Source organism: Thioclava sp. NS-SX20 (assembly GCF_057380695.1).
On the sequence record NZ_CM170816.1, the window covers coordinates 110191 to 128376 of the forward strand.

Sequence of the window (18186 nt, forward strand, 5' to 3'; positions counted from 1 at the left end):
CGCCATGAGCGCAGATATCCTGACCCTTCCTCTTGTCGACCCCGATGCCACTGCCCGGCTTGGCCGGACCATCGCCCCCTTTCTCAAGGCGGGCGATGTGCTGTTGCTGGACGGGCAGATCGGTGCCGGCAAAACCCATTTTTCGCGGGCCCTGATCCAGCATCGTCTCGAGATGCTTGGGCTATATGAGGATGTGCCATCCCCGACCTTTACGCTTGTGCAGGTCTATGAGGCGGATCCGGAAATCTGGCATAGCGATCTTTATCGCCTGTCCCACCCTGATGATGTGCTGGAACTCGGGCTGGACGAGGCCTTTCAGGAGGCGATCTGTCTGGTGGAATGGCCTGACCGTCTGGGGGATCTGGCTCCGGCTTCGGCCCTGACGCTGGCGTTTTCCCTGACCGAAGAGGGCGCGTCGCGTCAGGTGGTGTTTTCGGGCGATGCCGCGTGGGCCGCACGTCTGCCCGAGATGTTGGGGGCATTCTGATGGATAGGGTCGACGCCTTTTTGGAACGGGCTGGCTGGGCGGGGGGCAAGCGCCTGCCGCTTGCCGGAGATGCCTCCGCGCGCCGCTATGAACGTATCACAGGAACGCCGCCTGCGGTCTTGATGCTTACCTGCCCGGGAGAGGAGCTTGACCGTTTTCTCCATATGACCAACTGGTTGGCGAGCCAGGGTTTTTCTGTTCCGCAAATCTACGCGCAGGATCTTTCGCAGGGGCTTTTGCTGCTGGAAGATCTGGGGGATGACCTGATCGCCCGGCTTGTGGCGCAAGATCCCGCGCGCGAGGCCGAGCTGTACGGTCTGATTACCGAGGTGCTGGTCGGCCTGCGCGATTGTGCTCCGCCGGAGGGGTTGGCAGAGCTGGATGCCAAAGGATTGGCCGATCTGACCGCGCTGACCGAAGAATGGTATCCCTGTGCCGCTCGGCCCGAGCTGTCCACCGCCGTCCGGCGGGCTTTCGCGCGGGTGGATGACGGGCAGCGCGTTGTGTCCCTGCGCGATTTCCATGCCGAAAATGCGCTGCTTCTGGCAGGGCGCCAAGGGGTCGCGCGGCTGGGGCTGCTGGATTATCAGGATGCGGTTCTGGCCCATCCCGCCTATGATCTGGTCTCGGCGCTGCAGGATGCGCGGCGGGAGGTCTCGCGAGAGACAGAAGCGGCGCAGATTGCATTTTACTGCCGGAAGACAGCACAAAATGCGGACGTATTTTCTGCCATCTATGCCTGTCTGGGCGCGCAGCGCGCCCTGCGTATTCTGGGCATTTTCGTCAGGCTATGCGTGGGGCTTGGGAAGCCGCGCTACCTTGAGTTCATGCCGCGGGTTTGGGATCACTTGCAGCATAATCTGGCCCATCCGGCGCTGGCAGAATTGCGGCAGAACGTCCTGCAACTGATGCCCGCCCCTGACGCCCCCCTGATTGAGGAGATACGCCTCCAATGTGCGACACGCCCGATAGCCTGATGCTGTTTGCTGCCGGTTTCGGCACTCGGATGGGTGCGCTGACAGCGGATCGCCCCAAACCTCTAGTCGAGGTGGCAGGCCGCCCCTTGCTGGATCATGCGCTGGAACTGGTTGAAGAGGCAGGGATTTCGAAGGTCGTCGCCAATATCCATTACCGAGGTGATCAGATCGTCGAGCATCTGGCGGGGCGCTCGGTCGAGATTTCGGATGAAACGGATGAGATTCTGGAGACCGGCGGCGGGCTGCGCAAGGCGCTGCCGCTTCTGGGGCAGGGGCCGGTCTTTACGTTGAATACGGATGCGATCTGGACGGGGCCGAATCCTTTGGCCGCGCTGCGGGCGGCTTGGGATCCGGCGAAGATGTCGGCGCTGTTGATGCTGGTTCCGCCTGAACGCGCGACGGGTCACAAGGGCGCGGGGGATTTCACTCTGTCAGAGGGGCGCCTGTCGCGAGGTGCGGGATTTGTCTATACAGGTGCACAGCTTATCGACCCTGCTGAACTTTCAGATATTCCCGAAGGGGCGTTTTCTCTGAACCTTCTCTGGGACCGTCTTCTGGCTAAGGGCAGGGTTTACGGGGTTGTCCATGACGGCGGCTGGTGTGATGTCGGGCGTCCCGAAAGCATTCCGCTGGCCGAGGCGCTTCTGGATCACGGCGATGATTGAGCGGGGCATTTACGCTCTGCCCTGCGGGGTGGATTTCCCGCGCGAGCTGGTTGCGGGGCTGATTGCGCGGATGCAGGACCAGCCCCCCGAGGCGATGGCGCGGGTGCGGCTTTACCTGAACTCGGGGCGGATGCTGCGGCGTGTGCGCGAGGAATTCGACCTGCATGGCGCGCGGTTTCTGCCGCAACTGAAGCTGGTGACCGACCTCGGGCGGGCGCCGGTGCGGGGGCTTCCGCCTGCCGAACCTGCTTTGCGGCGGCGGTTGGAACTGGCGCAGTTGGTGGCGGGGCTGGTTGACCGGCTTCCGGGGTTCGAGGCGGGGCACGGGATCTTCGGGCTGGCCGATAGTCTGGCGACTTTGATGGCCGAGATGCAAAGCGAAGGCGTCACCCCCGATGACCTCGAGGCGCTGGAGATCGCCGATACCCATGCGCAGCACTGGCGCTTAAGCCTTGATTTCATTCGGATTGTTGCGCGCTACTTCGAGGCTGACGCCACCCCCGATGCCGAGGCCCGCCAGCGCCGTGTGGTCGAACAGATCATCGCGGATTGGGCCGAGGCAGGGCCGACCGACCCGATTATTGTGGCGGGGTCGACGGGCTCGCGCGGGGCGACGGGGCTGTTCATGCAGGCGGTGGCGCGGTTGCCGCAGGGGGCGCTTGTGCTGCCGGGGTTCGATTTCTCCATGCCGCCGCATGCGTGGAACAGTCTGAAATCCGGTACATTTCCGATCGAGGATCACCCGCAATACCGGTATCGCGCGATGCTGGATGCGCTTGAAGCCATGCCCGCCGATGTGGCCCGCTGGCATCACCGCCCGGAACCCTCGCCCGAGCGTAATGCGCTGATTTCGCTTGCTCTTCGGCCTGCGCCTGTGACCGATCAATGGATGCAGGAGGGCGCGCATCTGCCGGATCTGGTTGCGGCCTGCGAAGACCTGACCCTGATCGAGGCCCGAGACCCCCGCGCCGAGGCCAATGCTATCGCGCTGATCCTGCGGGAGGCGGCGGAAAACGGCACCTCGACCGCGCTGATCACGCCGGATCGTATGCTGACACGGCGGGTGGCGGTGGCGCTGGACCGCTGGGGGATCATCCCTGACGATTCGGCGGGGCAACCGCTGCAACAGACGGCTCCGGGGCGGCTCTTGCGCCATCTGGCGGCGATGCGCGGCGAGGCTCTGACGCTGGACGGGCTGCTGATCTTGCTGAAGCATCCGCTGACCGCGACCGGCTCGACCATGCGCGGCACCCATCTGCGCTATACCCGCGAGCTGGAACTGGATCTGCGGAACAAGGGCCCTGCTTTCCCCGATCATGCGGCTTTGGTGGCTTGGGCGAAACGCTATGATGACAAGCCCGATTATCTGGACAAGCTGACCTGGGCAAATTGGCTGGGCGCGTTTTTCCCTTTGCTGGAAGCGCCTTACGAGATGCCCTTGGGCGAATGTGTGACCCATCATCTGGCGCTTGCGGCGCATCTGGCGACGGGGCCGGATGGCACGGTCGAGGCCAGCGAGCTTTGGCTGCAAGATGGCGGGCGCGAGGCCTTCCGCGTCTTTTCCGAACTGGCGCGTGAGGCGGTGCATGGCGGCGCCTATACCCGGGCCTCCTATGCCGATCTGGTCAACCATTTGCTGCAAGGCTCGATGACGCGGGCGGGGCTGGCGGCCCATCGTGACATCACGATTTTTGGCGCGCTCGAGGCGCGGGTGCAGGGGGCCGAGCTGGTGATTCTGGCGGGGCTGAACGAAGGCTCATGGCCCGAGGCGCCCGATCCCGACCCTTGGTTGTCGCGGCAGATGCGGCTTCAGGCGGGGCTATTGCTTCCCGAACGCCAAACGGGGCTTTCGGCGCATGACTTCCAGCAGGCGGTGGGCGCGCCGCGTGTTGTCCTGACCCGTGCGCGGCGCGATGCCGAGGCCGAGACCGTGCCCTCGCGCTGGGTGAACCGGATGGTAAACCTGATGTCCGGCCTGCCCGACAAACGCGGCCCCGAGGCGCTGGCCAAGATGCGCGAGCGCGGCGCGAAATGGCTGGGGTTTGCCTCCAGCCTTGACCGTCCGCAGGGCGAGACCAAGCCCGCGCGTCGCCCTTCGCCGCGTCCTCCGGTCGAGGCGCGCCCGAAGGATCTGTCGGTCACGCAGGTCAAGACGCTGATCCGTGATCCTTACGCGATTTACGCCCGCAAAGTGCTAAAACTCTATCCCTTGAACCCTTTGCGGCCCGAACCGGACCCGCTTTTGCGCGGCAATGTGCTGCATGAGATCGTCGAGCGTTTCGTGCGCCAGCGCCCCGAGGATGAAGACCCCGCTTTAGGCGAGGCGCGGCTGATAGCGATTGCCGAGGAGGTCCTGCGCGAGGAGGTGCCATGGCCCTCGGTGCAGCGGCTCTGGCTGGCGCGGATCACCAAGATCGCGCGGCGCTTTGCCGTGGACGAAGCCGCGCGGGCCAAGCTGGGCACGCCTGCGATTATCGAGGAAAAGACCGGTCTGCCTTTGCCCGATCTGGACTTCAAGCTGACCGCCAAACCCGACCGGATCGATATTCTGGAAAACGGGCTGAGCCGGATTTATGATTATAAATCAGGCTCTCCGCCCTCGGCAGGCGAGATGATCCACTTTGACAAGCAGATGCTTTTAGAGGCCGCGATGGTCACCCGTGGCGCCTTCAAGCAGATCGGCCCGCGTGAGGTCGAGGGCATGACCTATATCCGTCTGGGCGGCGAGGGCGAGACCGCCCATCACACCACGACCGTCGAATTCAAGCCCCGCGGCGGCGAGACCCAGACCGAGACGGCGGAAGAGGCTTGGGCCAAATTCTGCAAGCTTGTGGCGACCTATATGAAGCCCGCTCAAGGCTTTACTGCGCGGCGTGCAATGCATGGGGCGCAGGACCGCAGCGATTATGATCAGCTGTCGCGCTACGGCGAATGGGAGCTGAGCGAGACACCCGATGGGGAGGATCTGACATGAGCGCCCCGAATGATGCGACGATCCGCCAGATCCGCGCCGCCTCTCCGACGGCCTCGACATGGCTTTCGGCCAATGCGGGCTCGGGTAAAACGCGGGTTCTGACAGACCGCGTGGCGCGGCTGTTGCTGAACGGGACCGAGCCGCAGAAGGTGCTGTGCCTGACCTACACCAAGGCCGCCGCAACCGAGATGCAGAACCGTCTGCTGAAACGTCTGGGCGAATGGGCGATGCTGTCCGATACGGCACTGCGTCAGCAACTGCTTGATCTGGGTGAGGAAATTACCATTGACGCCGACCGTCTGGCCGAGGCGCGCAGGCTCTTTGCCAAGGCGATCGAGACGCCGGGCGGGCTGAAGATCCAGACGATCCACTCCTTCTGTGCGGCGCTTCTGCGGCGGTTTCCGCTGGAGGCTGGCGTGCCGCATGGGTTTTCCGAAATGGATGACCGCTCGGGCGATCTGCTGCGTCAGGCGATTTTGGAGGATATCGCCACGGGCGAGGACTGCCCCGTGCTGGACGGCTTGGTTCGGTATTATTCAACCGATGATCTGGGCGGGCTGCTGGCCAATATCGCGGGTAATAAGGATGGTTTTGCCCAAGATCTGACCCGCGACCAGATCCTCGCGCTTTACGGTTTGCCGGCTGGGTTTGATGGGCAGGCGCTGGTGGATGAGGTCTTTGACACGCATGACCTGAAGATCCTGCGCGATATGGTGGCGGTTATGGGCAAGGGCTCCTCGACCGATGCCAAGAACGCGCTGAAGCTGGGGCTGATCTCGGGGGCGGACCTCAGCGCGCTGGCCATTCTGGAGGATGTCTGCCTGACGGGCGCATCGGCCAAAGTGCCCTTTAGTGCCAAGATCGGGTCGCTGCCCACCAAATCCACGCAGAAGGCCGCAGGCGCGCTGATGGATCCGTTCAACGAGCTGATGGAGCGGGTCGAACAGGCCCGCCCGATGCGGCTTGGGTTGCAGGCTGCTGATCGTACCGAGGCTTTGCAGAATTTCGCGCGGGTCTTCCTGCCCAAGCTCGAGGCCGCGAAGGCGGCGCGCGGCTGGCTGGATTTCGACGATCTGATCGAACGGGCGGGGCGGCTATTGTCGGATAGCACCATGGCGCAATGGGTGCTGTTCCGGCTGGATGGCGGGATCGACCATATTCTGGTGGATGAGGCGCAGGATACCTCGCCCAGCCAGTGGCGGGTGATCGAACGTCTGGCCGATGAGTTTACCGCAGGCGAGGGCGCACGCGACGAGACCCGAACGATCTTTGTGGTGGGCGACCGTAAACAGTCGATCTATTCCTTCCAAGGCGCCGATCTGCGGGCCTTTGAGGCGATGCAGCGGCATTTCGCGCAGAAATTCGCAGCCGTCGGGCGGCCCCTGCAGGAGGCGCAGCTTTTGCATAGTTTCCGCTCGTCTCGGGCGGTGCTGGGGCTGACCGATATGACCTTCTCGGGCGAGGCCAATGAGGGCTTGGGTGGTGCGCCTGAACATATTGCTTTCTTTGATAAAATGCCCGGTCGGGTGGATCTTTGGCCGCTGGTCGAGAAGGCCGAAACCGAGCAGGAAGAAGCATGGGATAACCCCGTTGACCTCTTGACCGATACCGACCCGACCGTGGTTCTGGCGCGCACTGTTGCCGCCGAGATCCGCGCGATGATCGACCAAGGCGTGCGCCTGCCGGATGGCGCGGACAGCCGTCCGCTGCATGAGGGTGATATCCTCATTCTGGTGCAGCGGCGCGGGGCGTTGTTTTCCGAGATCATCCGCTCGTGCAAGGCTGCCGGACTGGCGATTGCGGGCGCGGACCGGCTGAAGCTGGGGGCCGAACTGGCGGTGAAGGACATCCGCTCGACACTGGCGTTTCTGGCGACGGCGGAGGATGATCTGGCCTTGGCCGAGGCGCTGAAATCGCCGCTTTTCGGCTGGAGCGAGCAGGATCTTTATGCGCTTGCCCAGCCGCGGAAAGGTTATCTGTGGGAGGCCCTGCGCAAATCCGAAAGCCATCCCGAAACGTTGAAAATCCTTCAGGATCTGCGCGATCAGGCCGATTTCCTGCGTCCGCATGATCTGATCGAACGGCTGCTGACCCGCCACGGCGGGCGCGAGAAGCTGATCGCGCGGCTCGGGGTCGAGGCCGAGGATGGTATTGACGAGCTGATCTCGCAGGCGCTGGCTTTTGAACGCGCCGAGGTGCCCAGTCTGACGGGGTTCCTTGTGTGGCTTGATGCCGATGATGTCGAGGTGAAGCGCCAGCTTGAGGGCGCGGGGCGGTCCATTCGGGTGATGACGGTGCATGGGTCCAAGGGGCTTGAGGCGCCCGTGGTTATTCTGCCCGATACCGGCAAGCCGCATATCAAGGCGCGTCCGTTGAATATCTACCGGCTTGAGGGTGGCACGGCGGCTTGGGCCGCGCCCTCGGCTGACCGCCCGCCGGAAGAGGCGGATGCGCAGGCGGCCAATGTCGCGCGCCAGACCGAAGAGAGGATGCGGCTGCTGTATGTGGCGATGACGCGGGCCGAGAAATGGCTGATTGTGGGCGCTCAGGGGAAGGTCGGAGAGGGCGATGACAGCTGGTATTCGATGATTTCCAACGGTCTTTTGCAGGCAGGTGACCGGCCTGCCACGGGGCTGTCGCCCGATTTGCAAGCCTTGGGCGAGATCCGCCGTGTGCAGCATGGCGACTGGCCGGAAAACGGGTTCAAGGCGGGCAGGGTGGTCGATACCTATCCCGCTTTGCCCGATTGGGCGCAGGTGCCCGCCTTGCGCCCCGAGCGGCCCAAACGCGTGCTGACGCCCTCGGATCTGGGTGGGGCGAAGGCTCTGGCGGGGGATTTGCCCGGTGTCTTCGATGAAGAGGCCGCCAAACGGCGCGGGCGGCAGATCCACCTTTTGCTGGAACATCTGCCCAACTGGCCCGAGGACGACTGGGAGGATTGGGCGCGCGATCTGCTGTTGACCGGCGAGGATGCCGCCTTCGAGCATGAGCTTCCCGCGCTTCTGTCGGAGGCGCGCGCGGTGCTGCGCGCCCCCGAGATGCAGCCCTTCCTGGCGCCCGAGGCTTTGGCCGAGGTGGAACTGACCGCGCGGATGAATGGCGAGCTGATGCATGGGATCATCGACCGGCTGCTGGTGGGGCCGGACCGTGTGCGGGTGCTGGATTACAAATCCAACCAGATCGTGCCGGAGGATGTGGCGCAAACACCGCTGGGTCTGGTGCGCCAGCTGGCCGCCTACCGCGAGATGCTGCGCCAGATCTACCCTGACCGCGCGATCGACTGCGGGCTGTTATGGACGGCAAAGGCACGGATCGATTGGCTGACTGACGCACAGATGGATGCGGCTTTGTGCAGTGACCCTGCATCTTGACGGGGCGGGGTCGCATACATAGGTTCTCATCAACTTAGTATTCAGGAGAAATCCCATGGCAACTGTCGCTGTTACCGACGCAACCTTCGATGCCGAAGTCCGCAAATCCGACGTTCCCGTCGTCGTTGATTTCTGGGCCGAATGGTGTGGCCCCTGCCGTCAGATCGGCCCCGCTCTGGAAGAGATCGCGGGCGAGATGGCCGGTAAGGTCAAGATCGTAAAGGTCAATGTCGACGAAAACCCCGAAAGCCCCGCATCGCTTGGCGTGCGCGGTATTCCGGCGCTGTTCCTGTTCAAGGATGGCGAGGTCGTTTCGAATAAAATCGGTGCGGCTCCGAAAGCGGCCCTGCAAAACTGGATCAACAGCGCGATCTGATCGCGGCTGAGGGAGACGGCCCTTAGGGTTTGAAACGGGGCCGTCAGGCTTGAAAAGGCGTCTTTCGGGGCGCCTTTTTGCTATGGTGGGCGGCTCAGCCCGTAGAATGGCCGGAAATCGCATAGATTTCGGGGCTGAAGGTCAGGTTGGTGGTGGTCATTGTGGTGACATCCGGACGGGTGCGGAAGCCCAGAGCCGCGAGAAACCCGACGAAGCTTCCTTCGGTCTGGCGGGTGTCAAGCCGGAGGAACTGCCCCGCCAGCCCCGCCATAAGCGAGGTGGTCAGGCTGAGGGCGTCGGTCTCGTTGGCGGCAATCACCGGCCCGATCACATGCCCCCGACCGAAACGGCGGCGCATCGCAAACCCTGTGACATGGCCGCATGTCTCGATCACATAGGTTTCGGACTGTTCCAGAAGGGTGGCAACCAGTCGGGATCTGTCGGCACAATAGCCGCTTTGATCAAGCTGATGGAGGCGCGGGCGGTCTTGCGGGCGGAAGGGCCGGACATTGCGCGCAAGGGAAAATCCGCAAGGCAGAAAGCCCTCATATCTGAAAACAGGTGCCGCAGAACGCACCCCGAGATCGCGATAAAAAGACACGTCTTGCTGACAGGCATTCAGGAAAGCGGCCCCCGTGCTCTGCTCCAGTGCCTCGGTCGCAAGGGTCCGGAACAGCGCTGTGCGAGCGAGTTTGGGATGGGCGATCACCATACCGATGGCGCTGAGATCCCTGTGATAGGAAAAGGTCATGGCCGAGTCATGCACCCGACCTGCCTCGTCCACCGCCACGATGCCGGTGCCGCTATCCAGATTGGCCGCCCAATCCGCGTGTCGATGGGGCCATCCAAGCGCAACGGACAGGCCATGCAGCGCCCCGAGATGCTCTTGCTGCATCGGCATAAGGGTCAGGCTGAAAGGGTCGATCTCGATCTGGCGAACGGGAGAGAAGACCATCGGCGAAGCCCCTTTGCGGCCATTGTGCCACGCGGCTGTGGCGGTGATCGGGCGATGTTTCCAGTTTTGCGCTTTCGGGGCAAGAGGACGCGTGTCAGGCCGTGGCAATGGAGGGTACGGGCCAGCCCTTTTCCCGCAGATGGGTCAGCAGACGGGTTTCAAACTCCGGTCGTCCGGCATTCAGCGCCTGATCGCGCAGGAACCATGTAAGATATTTGGCGAAATTCTGCCGTTTTTGAAGCATTTCCAACGCGGCATCCAAGCCCATATGCGGCACCGACCCCGCGATATGGTGAAAGTCGATCTGCGCAAAAAGCAATGCCGGTTTACGCAGGATATAGCCGTCGAAGGCGACAGAGGAATTCTGTGTGATCACATAGGAGCAACGGCGCAGGAGTTCGGGCGTGCCCCCCTCCTGCACACGGAAATGCGGGTAGCGATTGGCCAGCGCCACCAGTGTCTGCCGCTCCAGGGGGGTGTAGTCCTCGTTCGGATGCAGCGTTGCGATCACTGGCTGTGTGACGCGCACCATCACCGTCTCGATCATCTCCAGCGGGCTCATCGACTGGAAACTGCGATGTTCGCTCAACCGTCCTTGCAGCGGCATCAGGGCGAACCCTTCGTCGGTGACGCGGGCATTGCCCAGAACACGTTCGCGCAGCGCCCGATAGAAATGCTTGGCTTCGGGGCCGTCGATCTGGCGCAGGGGAAATCTGGCATGGGCCACCGGCCATTCCCAGCGCGCGGCCTGCGCCTCGACATGCCAATAGGCGCCGGTATAGCTGCGGCGGCAGGTCAGCGCCCTGTCATGGGTCGGCTCTTCCATATGATAAAGCGCATAGCCCGGCTTTTCGGGGGCTTCGAAGCGGGCATTCAGCGTGCTTTCCTCCGCTGAGACCGTCCACCCCACTGATTCCATCGCGCCGGTGACGCGCTGGAAAAAATTGTGCTGCCCCGCTTTCAAGCGGGCAAGGGCAGGGGGATCAAGGTAAAGTGTAAGATGCGGCTGGCTCATTTCGGCAGCTTTCCACCGCTTATCCGTTTCGGCAAGAGCGAAGGCAGGGTTGCAAGCGGAATCCTGCGCCTACATATCAGGGTCAAACGGAGGTCTATATGTCGGAAGATAAATTCCCGGGCTGGCACGGCACCACGATTATCGGTGTGCGTAAAGGCGGTAAGGTTGTGGTGGCAGGTGACGGGCAGGTCAGCCTTGGCCAGACAGTGATCAAGGGCACGGCGCGCAAGGTGCGCAGGCTCAGCCCCGGCGGGCATGATGTGGTGGCGGGCTTTGCGGGCTCTACCGCCGATGCGTTCACCCTGCTCGAGCGGCTGGAGATCAAGCTGGAGGCGGCCCCCGGTCAGCTGGCGCGCGCCTGTGTCGAACTCGCCAAGGACTGGCGCACGGATAAATATCTGAAGAACCTCGAGGCCATGTTGATCGTGACCGACGGCACCGATCTGTTTGTCATCACGGGCGCGGGCGATGTGCTTGAGCCCGAACATGACATTGCGGCCATCGGGTCGGGCGGGAACTATGCGCTGGCGGCGGCCCGCGGCTTGATCGAGACCGATCTGGATGCTGAAACAGTGGCGCGTCGTGCAATGGCGATTGCCGCCGATATCTGCGTCTATACCAATGGCAATGTGACGGTGGAAACGATTGGCTGATCTGACACAGGCCGATCTGCGCGCGGCTGTTGCTGCGGGCCATCTGACCGAGGCACAGGCGGCCTCGGTGCAGGCGCTGGCGGCGGCACGGGCCAGCCACCGCGCCGCCGAAGACGAGCCTTTCGAGCTGTTTCGCGGTTTTGCCGAGATTTTCGTCACGGTGGGCTTGGGCATCCTGATTGCGGGGGCCTTCGGGCTGACGCTGACCGCAGGGGTGCTGTTGCCCGACCCGCAGACGGTCTTCGCCACGGGCGTGGTGGCCATCTATGCCGTCTGGGCGGTGATCGCCTGGTGTCTGGCGGAGTATTTTACCCGTAGACGGCGGATGGTGCTGCCCTCGATCCTCTTGGTGCTGACCTATGGGGCTTCGGTGATGCCGCCGATGATCTGGGCTTTGGGTCATGTCTACGACCTGCAATCCAGCCCTAAAGCGGTGGTTCTGACATTGGCGGTGCTGATGGCGGGGGCACTGGTTGCGTGGTATCGCCGCTTCCGCCTGCCCTTCACGATGGTGCTGATCGCGCTTTGCGGGCTGGCGGGGTGCTTTGTGATCTTCGGCTCGACCAATGACCTGTTCACGGCGCCCTTCACCAGCTTCAACGAGACGATGGATCTGCGCAATTCGACCCTTGCTCTGGGCACGCTGATCTTCGGGCTGGTGGCCTTTGCAGGGGGGATGTGGTTTGACACGCGCGACCCCTACCGTATGGGGCGGGCCTCGGCCAGCGGGTTCTGGCTGCACCTATGTGCCGCCCCTGCGCTGGTCAATACCTTGGCGATGACCTTTATCGGTATGGGGCCGGGTCTGGGCTACGCGCTTCTGGGCCTGTCTTTGGGGTTGATCGCCATGCTGGCGCTGGTCATCGACCGTCGTTCTTTCCTGACCGTGGGCATCGGCTATCTGATCTTTCTGGTCAGCTGGCTGACCGATGCCGAAACCCCGACCCGTAGCTGGTTCGAGGTCTCTGCCACGGTTCTCTTCTTCACCGGCATTGTGCTGACCGCGCTTGGCGCGTTCTGGACGGACCTGCGCATCGCGCTGATGCGCGCCTTGCCTGACTTCCCCGGAAAAGCGCATCTGCCGCCCTATAAAACGGAGTAATCCATGACCAATCTCACCCCGCGTGAAATCGTATCCGAGCTTGACCGCTTTATCATCGGCCAGTCCGAGGCCAAGAAGGCCGTGGCCGTGGCGCTGCGCAACCGCTGGCGTCGCCAGAAGCTGTCCGATGACCTGAAAGACGAGGTCTATCCCAAGAATATCCTGATGATCGGTCCGACCGGCGTCGGTAAAACGGAAATCTCGCGCCGTCTGGCAAAGCTGGCGAAGGCGCCGTTTCTGAAGGTCGAGGCCACCAAGTTCACCGAAGTGGGCTATGTGGGCCGCGATGTGGAACAGATCATCCGCGACCTGACCGATGTGGCCTTGGTCGAGACCCGCGAGCATATGCGCGAAGAGGTCAAGGCCCGCGCGCATAGTGCTGCCGAAGAGCGCGTGATCGAGGCGATTGCCGGAGCGGATGCCCGCGAGTCGACCCGCGAGATGTTCCGCAAGAAGCTGCGCGACGGGATGCTGGATGACAAGGAGATCGAGATCGAGGTCTCCGATCCCACCGGCGGTATGCCGATTGGCATGATGGGTGGCCAGCCCGGCATGGAGCAACAGATGCAGGGGCTGCAGGATCTGTTCAAGGCCTTCGGTTCGGGCCGCAAGCAGCGCCGCAAGGTGACCGTGAAGGAAAGCTATGACCTTCTGATCGCCGAAGAGGCCGACAAGCTTCTGGATGATGAAAAGGTCAAGGCGGCGGCTCTGGAGGCCGTGCAGCATGGCGGGATCGTCTTTATCGACGAGATCGACAAGGTCTGTGCGCGGCAGGAAACCCGTGGCGGCGATGTCTCGCGCGAGGGGGTGCAGCGCGACCTGCTGCCGCTGATCGAGGGCACGACCGTGTCGACCAAGCATGGTCCGGTGAAAACCGACCATATCCTGTTCATCGCCTCGGGGGCCTTCCATATTGCCAAGCCGTCGGACCTTTTGCCCGAGCTTCAGGGCCGTCTGCCGATCCGCGTGGAACTGCGCGCGCTGACCGAGGCCGATTTCATGCGTATCCTGACGGAAACCGATAACGCCCTGACCCGCCAGTATACCGCGCTGATGGGCACCGAAGAGGTGGTGGTGGAGTTTACCGAAGACGGAATTGCCGCACTGGCCCGCATTGCCGCCGAGGTAAACGCCACCGTCGAGAATATCGGCGCGCGCCGTTTGTATACCGTAATGGAACGGGTCTTCGAGGAGCTGTCCTTCACCGCGCCCGATCGTGGCGGCGAAACGGTGAAAATCGATGCGGCCTTTGTCGAGAAAGAGGTGGGGGCCTTGGCAAAATCCTCGGATCTCAGCCGGTATGTTCTGTAACATATGCACAAAATGCGGGCGCGAAGCAGGGTTTCGCGCCCCTTTTTATGCCCCGTTTGCGCGAGGGGCGCGGGGGCAGGGGCAAATCTTATTGGTGCGTTAACTATTTTTGCCGACCCTTTCGGTCAGGCCCCGCAGGGGAGGCCGGAAATCGAGGGGAGAGCGCATGGGACTCCAACGATGGATGGTTGCCATTGGTTTGGCGCTGGGGATGGTGCCCCTTTCGGCGCAGGCGCGCTGTGATCTGGCTCTGGTGCTGGCGCTTGATATTTCCGCCTCGATCGACAGCCATGAATATGCGTTGCAAAAACAGGGTATGGCACGGGCTTTGGCCGATCCTCGGGTGGTGGCCGCCATCGAGGAACGGGGCGGTATCTGGCTGACTGCCTTTGAATGGAGCGGCACCGACCAGACTTTTGAAACGCTGCCGTGGGTTTTTGTGGACGGGCGCGCGACCATTCTGGGCGCTGCCGAGCGGATCGGGGCAGGGGAAAGACCTGTCAGCAACTATCCCACCGCTTTGGGCTATGCGCTCGGTCAGGCCGTGATCACCTTGAGGCGCGCGCCCGAGACATGCGTCCGGCAGATTATCGACATCGCGGGCGATGGAATCAATAACGCAGGTTTTCCGCCCCGAAGCGCCTATGGCGCGACCGATATGTCGGGGATTACGGTGAATGCGCTGGTGATCGAGGGCGAGCAGCCCTCGCCCATCCCCTATTTCGAAGCGCAGGTGCTGCATGGCCCGAACGCTTTTCTGGAGATTGCCGCAAGCTATCAGGACTATCAGCAGGCAATGACGCGAAAATTGCTGCGGGAAATCCGGCCTGCCTCTTTTGTGATGCTGGCGCCCGAAACGATGCTGTCTCTGGACGCATGGGGGGCTGCTGCGCGACTGCCGGATATGGGGCCGTTCACAGGGTGGGCCAAGGGGCGCGGCGGTTAGCCACGCAGCCTGCGCAGATAGACATAATAGGCCCCTTCGCCCCCGTGGCGCTGATGCGCCTGCGAGACCTGCATCACCACGGGACCAAGCGGGGGCAGGCGCAGCCATTGCGGCACCTGATGGCGAAGCACGCCGCGACGGGTGGGAATGGGGTCCCAATCCTCGACCACCTTGCCCTTGCCGGTGATCACCAGCACCAGCCGGTGCCCGTGATCTTGGGCGCGCAGGATGAAGCGGATCAGTTCGGGATGGGCTTCGGCCTGTGTCATGCCATGCAGGTCGATCTTGGCATCGGGTACCAGCTTGCCACGGGTCATCGCCTTATGGGCCTTGTGATCCATACGCAGCGGCTGGGCCTTGAGTGTCTCGGGGATGGAATGGGGCGGCACATGCGACCATCCCGCACGCGGGGTCGCGCCCCCCAGCCGCAGCTTGCCCAGATCGGCTTTCGGCAGATCGGGTTTGGTGCGTTCGGGCAGGGGGGGCTGAACGGGAGAAGACGGTTTGGCAGGGGGCGTGTCATCGGGTGGCATGGAAACCGGTTCGGAGGGGCGGCCGTGAAAAAGCCGCGTGGTGCGTGCCACACGGTTCCAAAGCTCGCGCTCTTCCTCGGTCAGTTTGCGTTTGCGCCCCATCACCGGCCCCGTGCTTCTGGCCGCAGCCCCATGCAAAACGCCGCCCTTCCGGCGGCGCATCGCGTATATATGGTCGCGGGGGCCACCTTAGCCGCCCGTCGCCACAAGCTGCCAGTTCGGATCGGAGGCGCCCATTTTGCGGGCGAAGGTCCAGATGTCACGCTGTTTGCGCGGCATGCGCGGATCGCCCTCGACCACATTCCCCTGTGCATCGCGCGAAACCGAGACCAGCTCGCCCACGAAACGCACGGTCAGTTCGGCATCATTGCTGCCATCGATCGTGGCGGCATCAAGGGTCATCTCGCGCAGGCCCATGAATTCGGCCTCGACGGTCAGGCCACGGGCTTTGCGATCCGCGATGGCGGCGGAGAAAGCGTCATAGACCTGTGCCGAGAGGAAGGGTCTGACCTCGTCCAGATCGCCCTTTTCGAAGGCCATGAGAATCATCTCGTAGGCGGAACGTGCGCCCTTGAGGAAGCCGCCCACCTCGAAGCTGGGTTCGAGACGTTTCATCGCCGCCAAGGCGCTGGCCGAGGAGGAGCCTTCCGGCACATGGTCGATGATATCGTGATCGGGTCCGCCATCGATAACCGTGAATTTCTGGGGGTCGGCCTCCGGCTCTGCGGTGGGCGACTGTGGCGGACGTTCGAAGCCGTCTCGGGTTCCAAGGACGCTTTTGAGCCGCAAGATCAAGAAGATCGCAACGGCGGCAAGAAGGATAAGCTGGATGATTGTGTTGTTCATCTGGGTCCCTTGGGCGAACGGCTTTTGGTGGGCGACTTGGTATTTCGCTCCTGCGCACATATGTATGACACGAGGTCGTTCAAGTCCATGCCGTGATCAAAGCGGCAGATCAGGGATTTGGCGTGCGATATTATAGACTGGATCAAGGACTAACCCATGTGGATCTTTCTGGCCTTTCTGCTGGTTCCGATTATCGAAATCGGCCTGTTCATTCAGGTCGGCGGGCTGATCGGGCTGTGGCCGACGCTTGCGATTGTGGTGCTGACGGCGATTATCGGCACCTCTCTGGTGCGCTCGCAGGGGGCGCAGGCGATGGCCGAGCTGCGGCGGTCGATGGCCGAGCTGAATGATCCCTCACGCCCGCTGGCGCATGGGGCGCTGATCCTGCTGGCGGGGGCGCTTTTGCTGACGCCGGGGTTTTTCACCGATACCTGCGGTCTTCTGCTGCTGATCCCCGCCGTGCGCGACTGGGTCACGGGGCAGATTGCCAAGCGTGTCAGGGTGCAGGGCTTCCAGATGGGCGGGGCGGCGTCGCAGGGCTTTGACGACCCTGCGGGCTATGACAGCCGTAATCGGGGTATGGGCCGCAGTCCGGCAAACGGTCCGGGCGTGATCGACGGCGAATTTGAGGAAATTGATACGGAAAACCCGCCCCGTCCGGGCAATTCCGGCTGGACGCGGCATTGAAGAGAGCGGCACGCCAGTGCTAGACATTTCGTCAAAGTGATTTGGAGAACAAGATGACCGAAGAAACCAATGGCGCGACCGCTCCGGGCGCTGATGAGGGCCAGCAGGCATTGAAGATGCAGATCCTTGCGCAATTCGTGCGGGATATGTCCTTCGAGAATATGGTTGCGCAGAAAGGTCTGACCTCTGCGGATGTGCAGCCCGAAATGCAGGTGCAGGTCAGCCTTGATGCGAAGAAGCGTCAGGCGGATAACCAGTATGAGGTGATCTGCAAGTTCAAGGTGACCTCGAACAACAAGGCCACCAACACCGCGCTCTATCTGCTGGAGCTTGAATATGGCGGGATTTTCCACATCGAGGGCGTGCCCGCCGACCAGCTGCATCCCTTCCTGCTGATCGAATGCCCGCGCCAGCTGTTCCCCTTTGTGCGCCGGATCGTGTCGGATGTCACCCGCGATGGCGGCTTCCCACCCTTCAATCTGGAAATGGTCGATTTCGTGCAGCTCTACCGTGCCGAGCTGGCGCGCCGCGCCGAAGTGCAGGCGGCCTCGGGCGAGGTGGCGAACTAAGCGTCCGGACCAATGTCGCGTTCGGGCAGGGGGCGCGTGCTGGTACAACGCCCCCCCTGTGACGATCTGCCCCCGTGACAAATGACGCCACTGCAAGCAAATCTTGCGGCGGCGTTCGCTATGGAGGTGTGTGCGATGACCGATCTTATTCCGGCCTGGATTGGCGAAGAGCTGACCCCAGTCGATAAGCTCGATGCACATCGTCTGGGGCTGCGTCACAAGGCGGTGTCGGTATTCGTCATGGCGGGCCGTGATGTGCTGATCCAGAAGCGGGCCGAAGGGAAATACCATTCGGCGGGGCTTTGGGCCAATAGCTGCTGCACCCATCCGCATTGGGACGAGGCGCAGCATGACTGCGCGATCCGCCGGATGCGCGAGGAGTTGGGCATTACGGGGCTGTATCCCAGCCATGCCGACCGTCTGGAATACCGTGCCGATGTGGGCAATGGCCTGATCGAGCACGAGGTCGTGGACGTGTTTCTGGCCGATGCGCCGCGCGATCTGGCGCTTGCCCCCGATCCCGGGGAAGTGGCGCAGGTGAAATGGGTCGATCTGCATGATCTGGCCGCCGAGGTGACCCGCCATCCGGAACGGTTCTCGCGCTGGCTTTCGATCTATATGACAGGGCATAAGGACCGGATTTTCAAAAGTTTGGGATGATCTGTGTGCCAAGTGGATCACTTTTGACGATCTCGGCAAGTTTCCCCCAAAATTGTGTC

17 protein-coding genes are annotated in these 18186 nt (G+C 62.7%); 13 read left to right on the forward strand and 4 right to left on the reverse strand.

Annotated elements, in window-relative coordinates; translation table 11 throughout:
- Positions 1–4: 4 nt before the first annotated feature.
- Genes tsaE through trxA form a run of 6 tightly spaced genes read left to right on the forward strand, consistent with a single transcriptional unit; the run spans position 5 to position 8850 of the window.
- Positions 5–487 (forward strand): tRNA (adenosine(37)-N6)-threonylcarbamoyltransferase complex ATPase subunit type 1 TsaE, encoded by a 483-nt coding sequence (gene tsaE / locus AC2ISB_RS00515; RefSeq protein ID WP_486575555.1) that lies wholly within the window; start codon positions 5–7, stop codon positions 485–487.
- Complete coding sequence (locus AC2ISB_RS00520; RefSeq protein WP_486575557.1) at positions 487–1464, forward strand: aminoglycoside phosphotransferase family protein; 978 nt, start codon at positions 487–489, stop codon at positions 1462–1464. Before tsaE ends, AC2ISB_RS00520 begins: the two co-directional genes overlap by 1 nt.
- Positions 1440–2129: a nucleotidyltransferase family protein gene (locus AC2ISB_RS00525; protein ID WP_486575559.1), complete on the forward strand. Its 690-nt coding sequence runs from the start codon at positions 1440–1442 to the stop codon at positions 2127–2129. Before AC2ISB_RS00520 ends, AC2ISB_RS00525 begins: the two co-directional genes overlap by 25 nt.
- A complete protein-coding gene (addB, locus tag AC2ISB_RS00530) occupies positions 2050–5103 on the forward strand; it encodes a double-strand break repair protein AddB (protein ID WP_486575561.1) in 3054 nt (1017 codons plus the stop codon). Before AC2ISB_RS00525 ends, addB begins: the two co-directional genes overlap by 80 nt.
- On the forward strand, positions 5100–8474 hold the full coding sequence (addA, locus tag AC2ISB_RS00535) for a double-strand break repair helicase AddA (protein ID WP_486575563.1): 3375 nt from the start codon (positions 5100–5102) through the stop codon (positions 8472–8474). The genes addB and addA overlap by 4 nt, the downstream gene beginning before the upstream one ends.
- Positions 8475–8529: 55 nt before the next feature.
- Positions 8530–8850: a thioredoxin gene (gene trxA / locus AC2ISB_RS00540; RefSeq protein ID WP_486575565.1), complete on the forward strand. Its 321-nt coding sequence runs from the start codon at positions 8530–8532 to the stop codon at positions 8848–8850.
- 94 nt (positions 8851–8944) lie between these two features.
- Here the strand turns inward: trxA and AC2ISB_RS00545 are convergent, their stop codons facing one another.
- On the reverse strand, positions 8945–9805 hold the full coding sequence (locus tag AC2ISB_RS00545; protein ID WP_486575567.1) for a GNAT family N-acetyltransferase: 861 nt from the start codon (positions 9803–9805) through the stop codon (positions 8945–8947).
- A gap of 94 nt (positions 9806–9899) precedes the next feature.
- On the reverse strand, positions 9900–10820 hold the full coding sequence (locus AC2ISB_RS00550; protein ID WP_339108899.1) for a hypothetical protein: 921 nt from the start codon (positions 10818–10820) through the stop codon (positions 9900–9902).
- Between the two features lie 98 nt (positions 10821–10918).
- Between AC2ISB_RS00550 and hslV the strand changes: the two genes are divergently transcribed.
- From hslV to AC2ISB_RS00570, 4 genes are all read left to right on the forward strand, one after another.
- The gene (gene hslV, locus AC2ISB_RS00555; protein ID WP_339108900.1) at positions 10919–11473 is read left to right on the forward strand and encodes an ATP-dependent protease subunit HslV; all 555 of its coding nucleotides are present in this window, start codon (positions 10919–10921) and stop codon (positions 11471–11473) included.
- Positions 11466–12575: a hypothetical protein gene (locus tag AC2ISB_RS00560; RefSeq protein WP_339108901.1), complete on the forward strand. Its 1110-nt coding sequence runs from the start codon at positions 11466–11468 to the stop codon at positions 12573–12575. Before hslV ends, AC2ISB_RS00560 begins: the two co-directional genes overlap by 8 nt.
- A 3-nt stretch (positions 12576–12578) precedes the next feature.
- A complete protein-coding gene (gene hslU / locus AC2ISB_RS00565) occupies positions 12579–13886 on the forward strand; it encodes an ATP-dependent protease ATPase subunit HslU (RefSeq protein WP_406720216.1) in 1308 nt (435 codons plus the stop codon).
- Between the two features lie 166 nt (positions 13887–14052).
- Complete coding sequence (locus AC2ISB_RS00570; RefSeq protein WP_486575570.1) at positions 14053–14832, forward strand: DUF1194 domain-containing protein; 780 nt, start codon at positions 14053–14055, stop codon at positions 14830–14832.
- On the opposite strand, the gene AC2ISB_RS00575 is transcribed toward AC2ISB_RS00570, so the two are convergent.
- The gene (locus AC2ISB_RS00575; RefSeq protein WP_406720218.1) at positions 14829–15467 is read right to left on the reverse strand and encodes a Smr/MutS family protein; all 639 of its coding nucleotides are present in this window, start codon (positions 15465–15467) and stop codon (positions 14829–14831) included. The two genes, AC2ISB_RS00570 and AC2ISB_RS00575, sit on opposite strands and share 4 nt — an antisense overlap.
- Positions 15468–15554: 87 nt before the next feature.
- Complete coding sequence (locus tag AC2ISB_RS00580) at positions 15555–16211, reverse strand: Tim44/TimA family putative adaptor protein (RefSeq protein WP_339108905.1); 657 nt, start codon at positions 16209–16211, stop codon at positions 15555–15557.
- A gap of 156 nt (positions 16212–16367) precedes the next feature.
- Here AC2ISB_RS00580 and AC2ISB_RS00585 point away from each other — a divergent pair, with 156 nt between their 5' ends.
- From AC2ISB_RS00585 to AC2ISB_RS00595, 3 genes are all read left to right on the forward strand, one after another.
- Positions 16368–16898: an FxsA family protein gene (locus tag AC2ISB_RS00585; protein ID WP_339108906.1), complete on the forward strand. Its 531-nt coding sequence runs from the start codon at positions 16368–16370 to the stop codon at positions 16896–16898.
- A 53-nt stretch (positions 16899–16951) separates the two neighbouring features.
- Positions 16952–17467, forward strand: coding sequence for a protein-export chaperone SecB (secB, locus tag AC2ISB_RS00590; protein ID WP_406720219.1), 516 nt, complete (start codon positions 16952–16954; stop codon positions 17465–17467).
- Positions 17468–17602: 135 nt separating this feature from the next.
- The gene (locus AC2ISB_RS00595; RefSeq protein WP_339108908.1) at positions 17603–18127 is read left to right on the forward strand and encodes an isopentenyl-diphosphate Delta-isomerase; all 525 of its coding nucleotides are present in this window, start codon (positions 17603–17605) and stop codon (positions 18125–18127) included.
- The last annotated feature ends 59 nt before the right edge of the window (positions 18128–18186 follow it).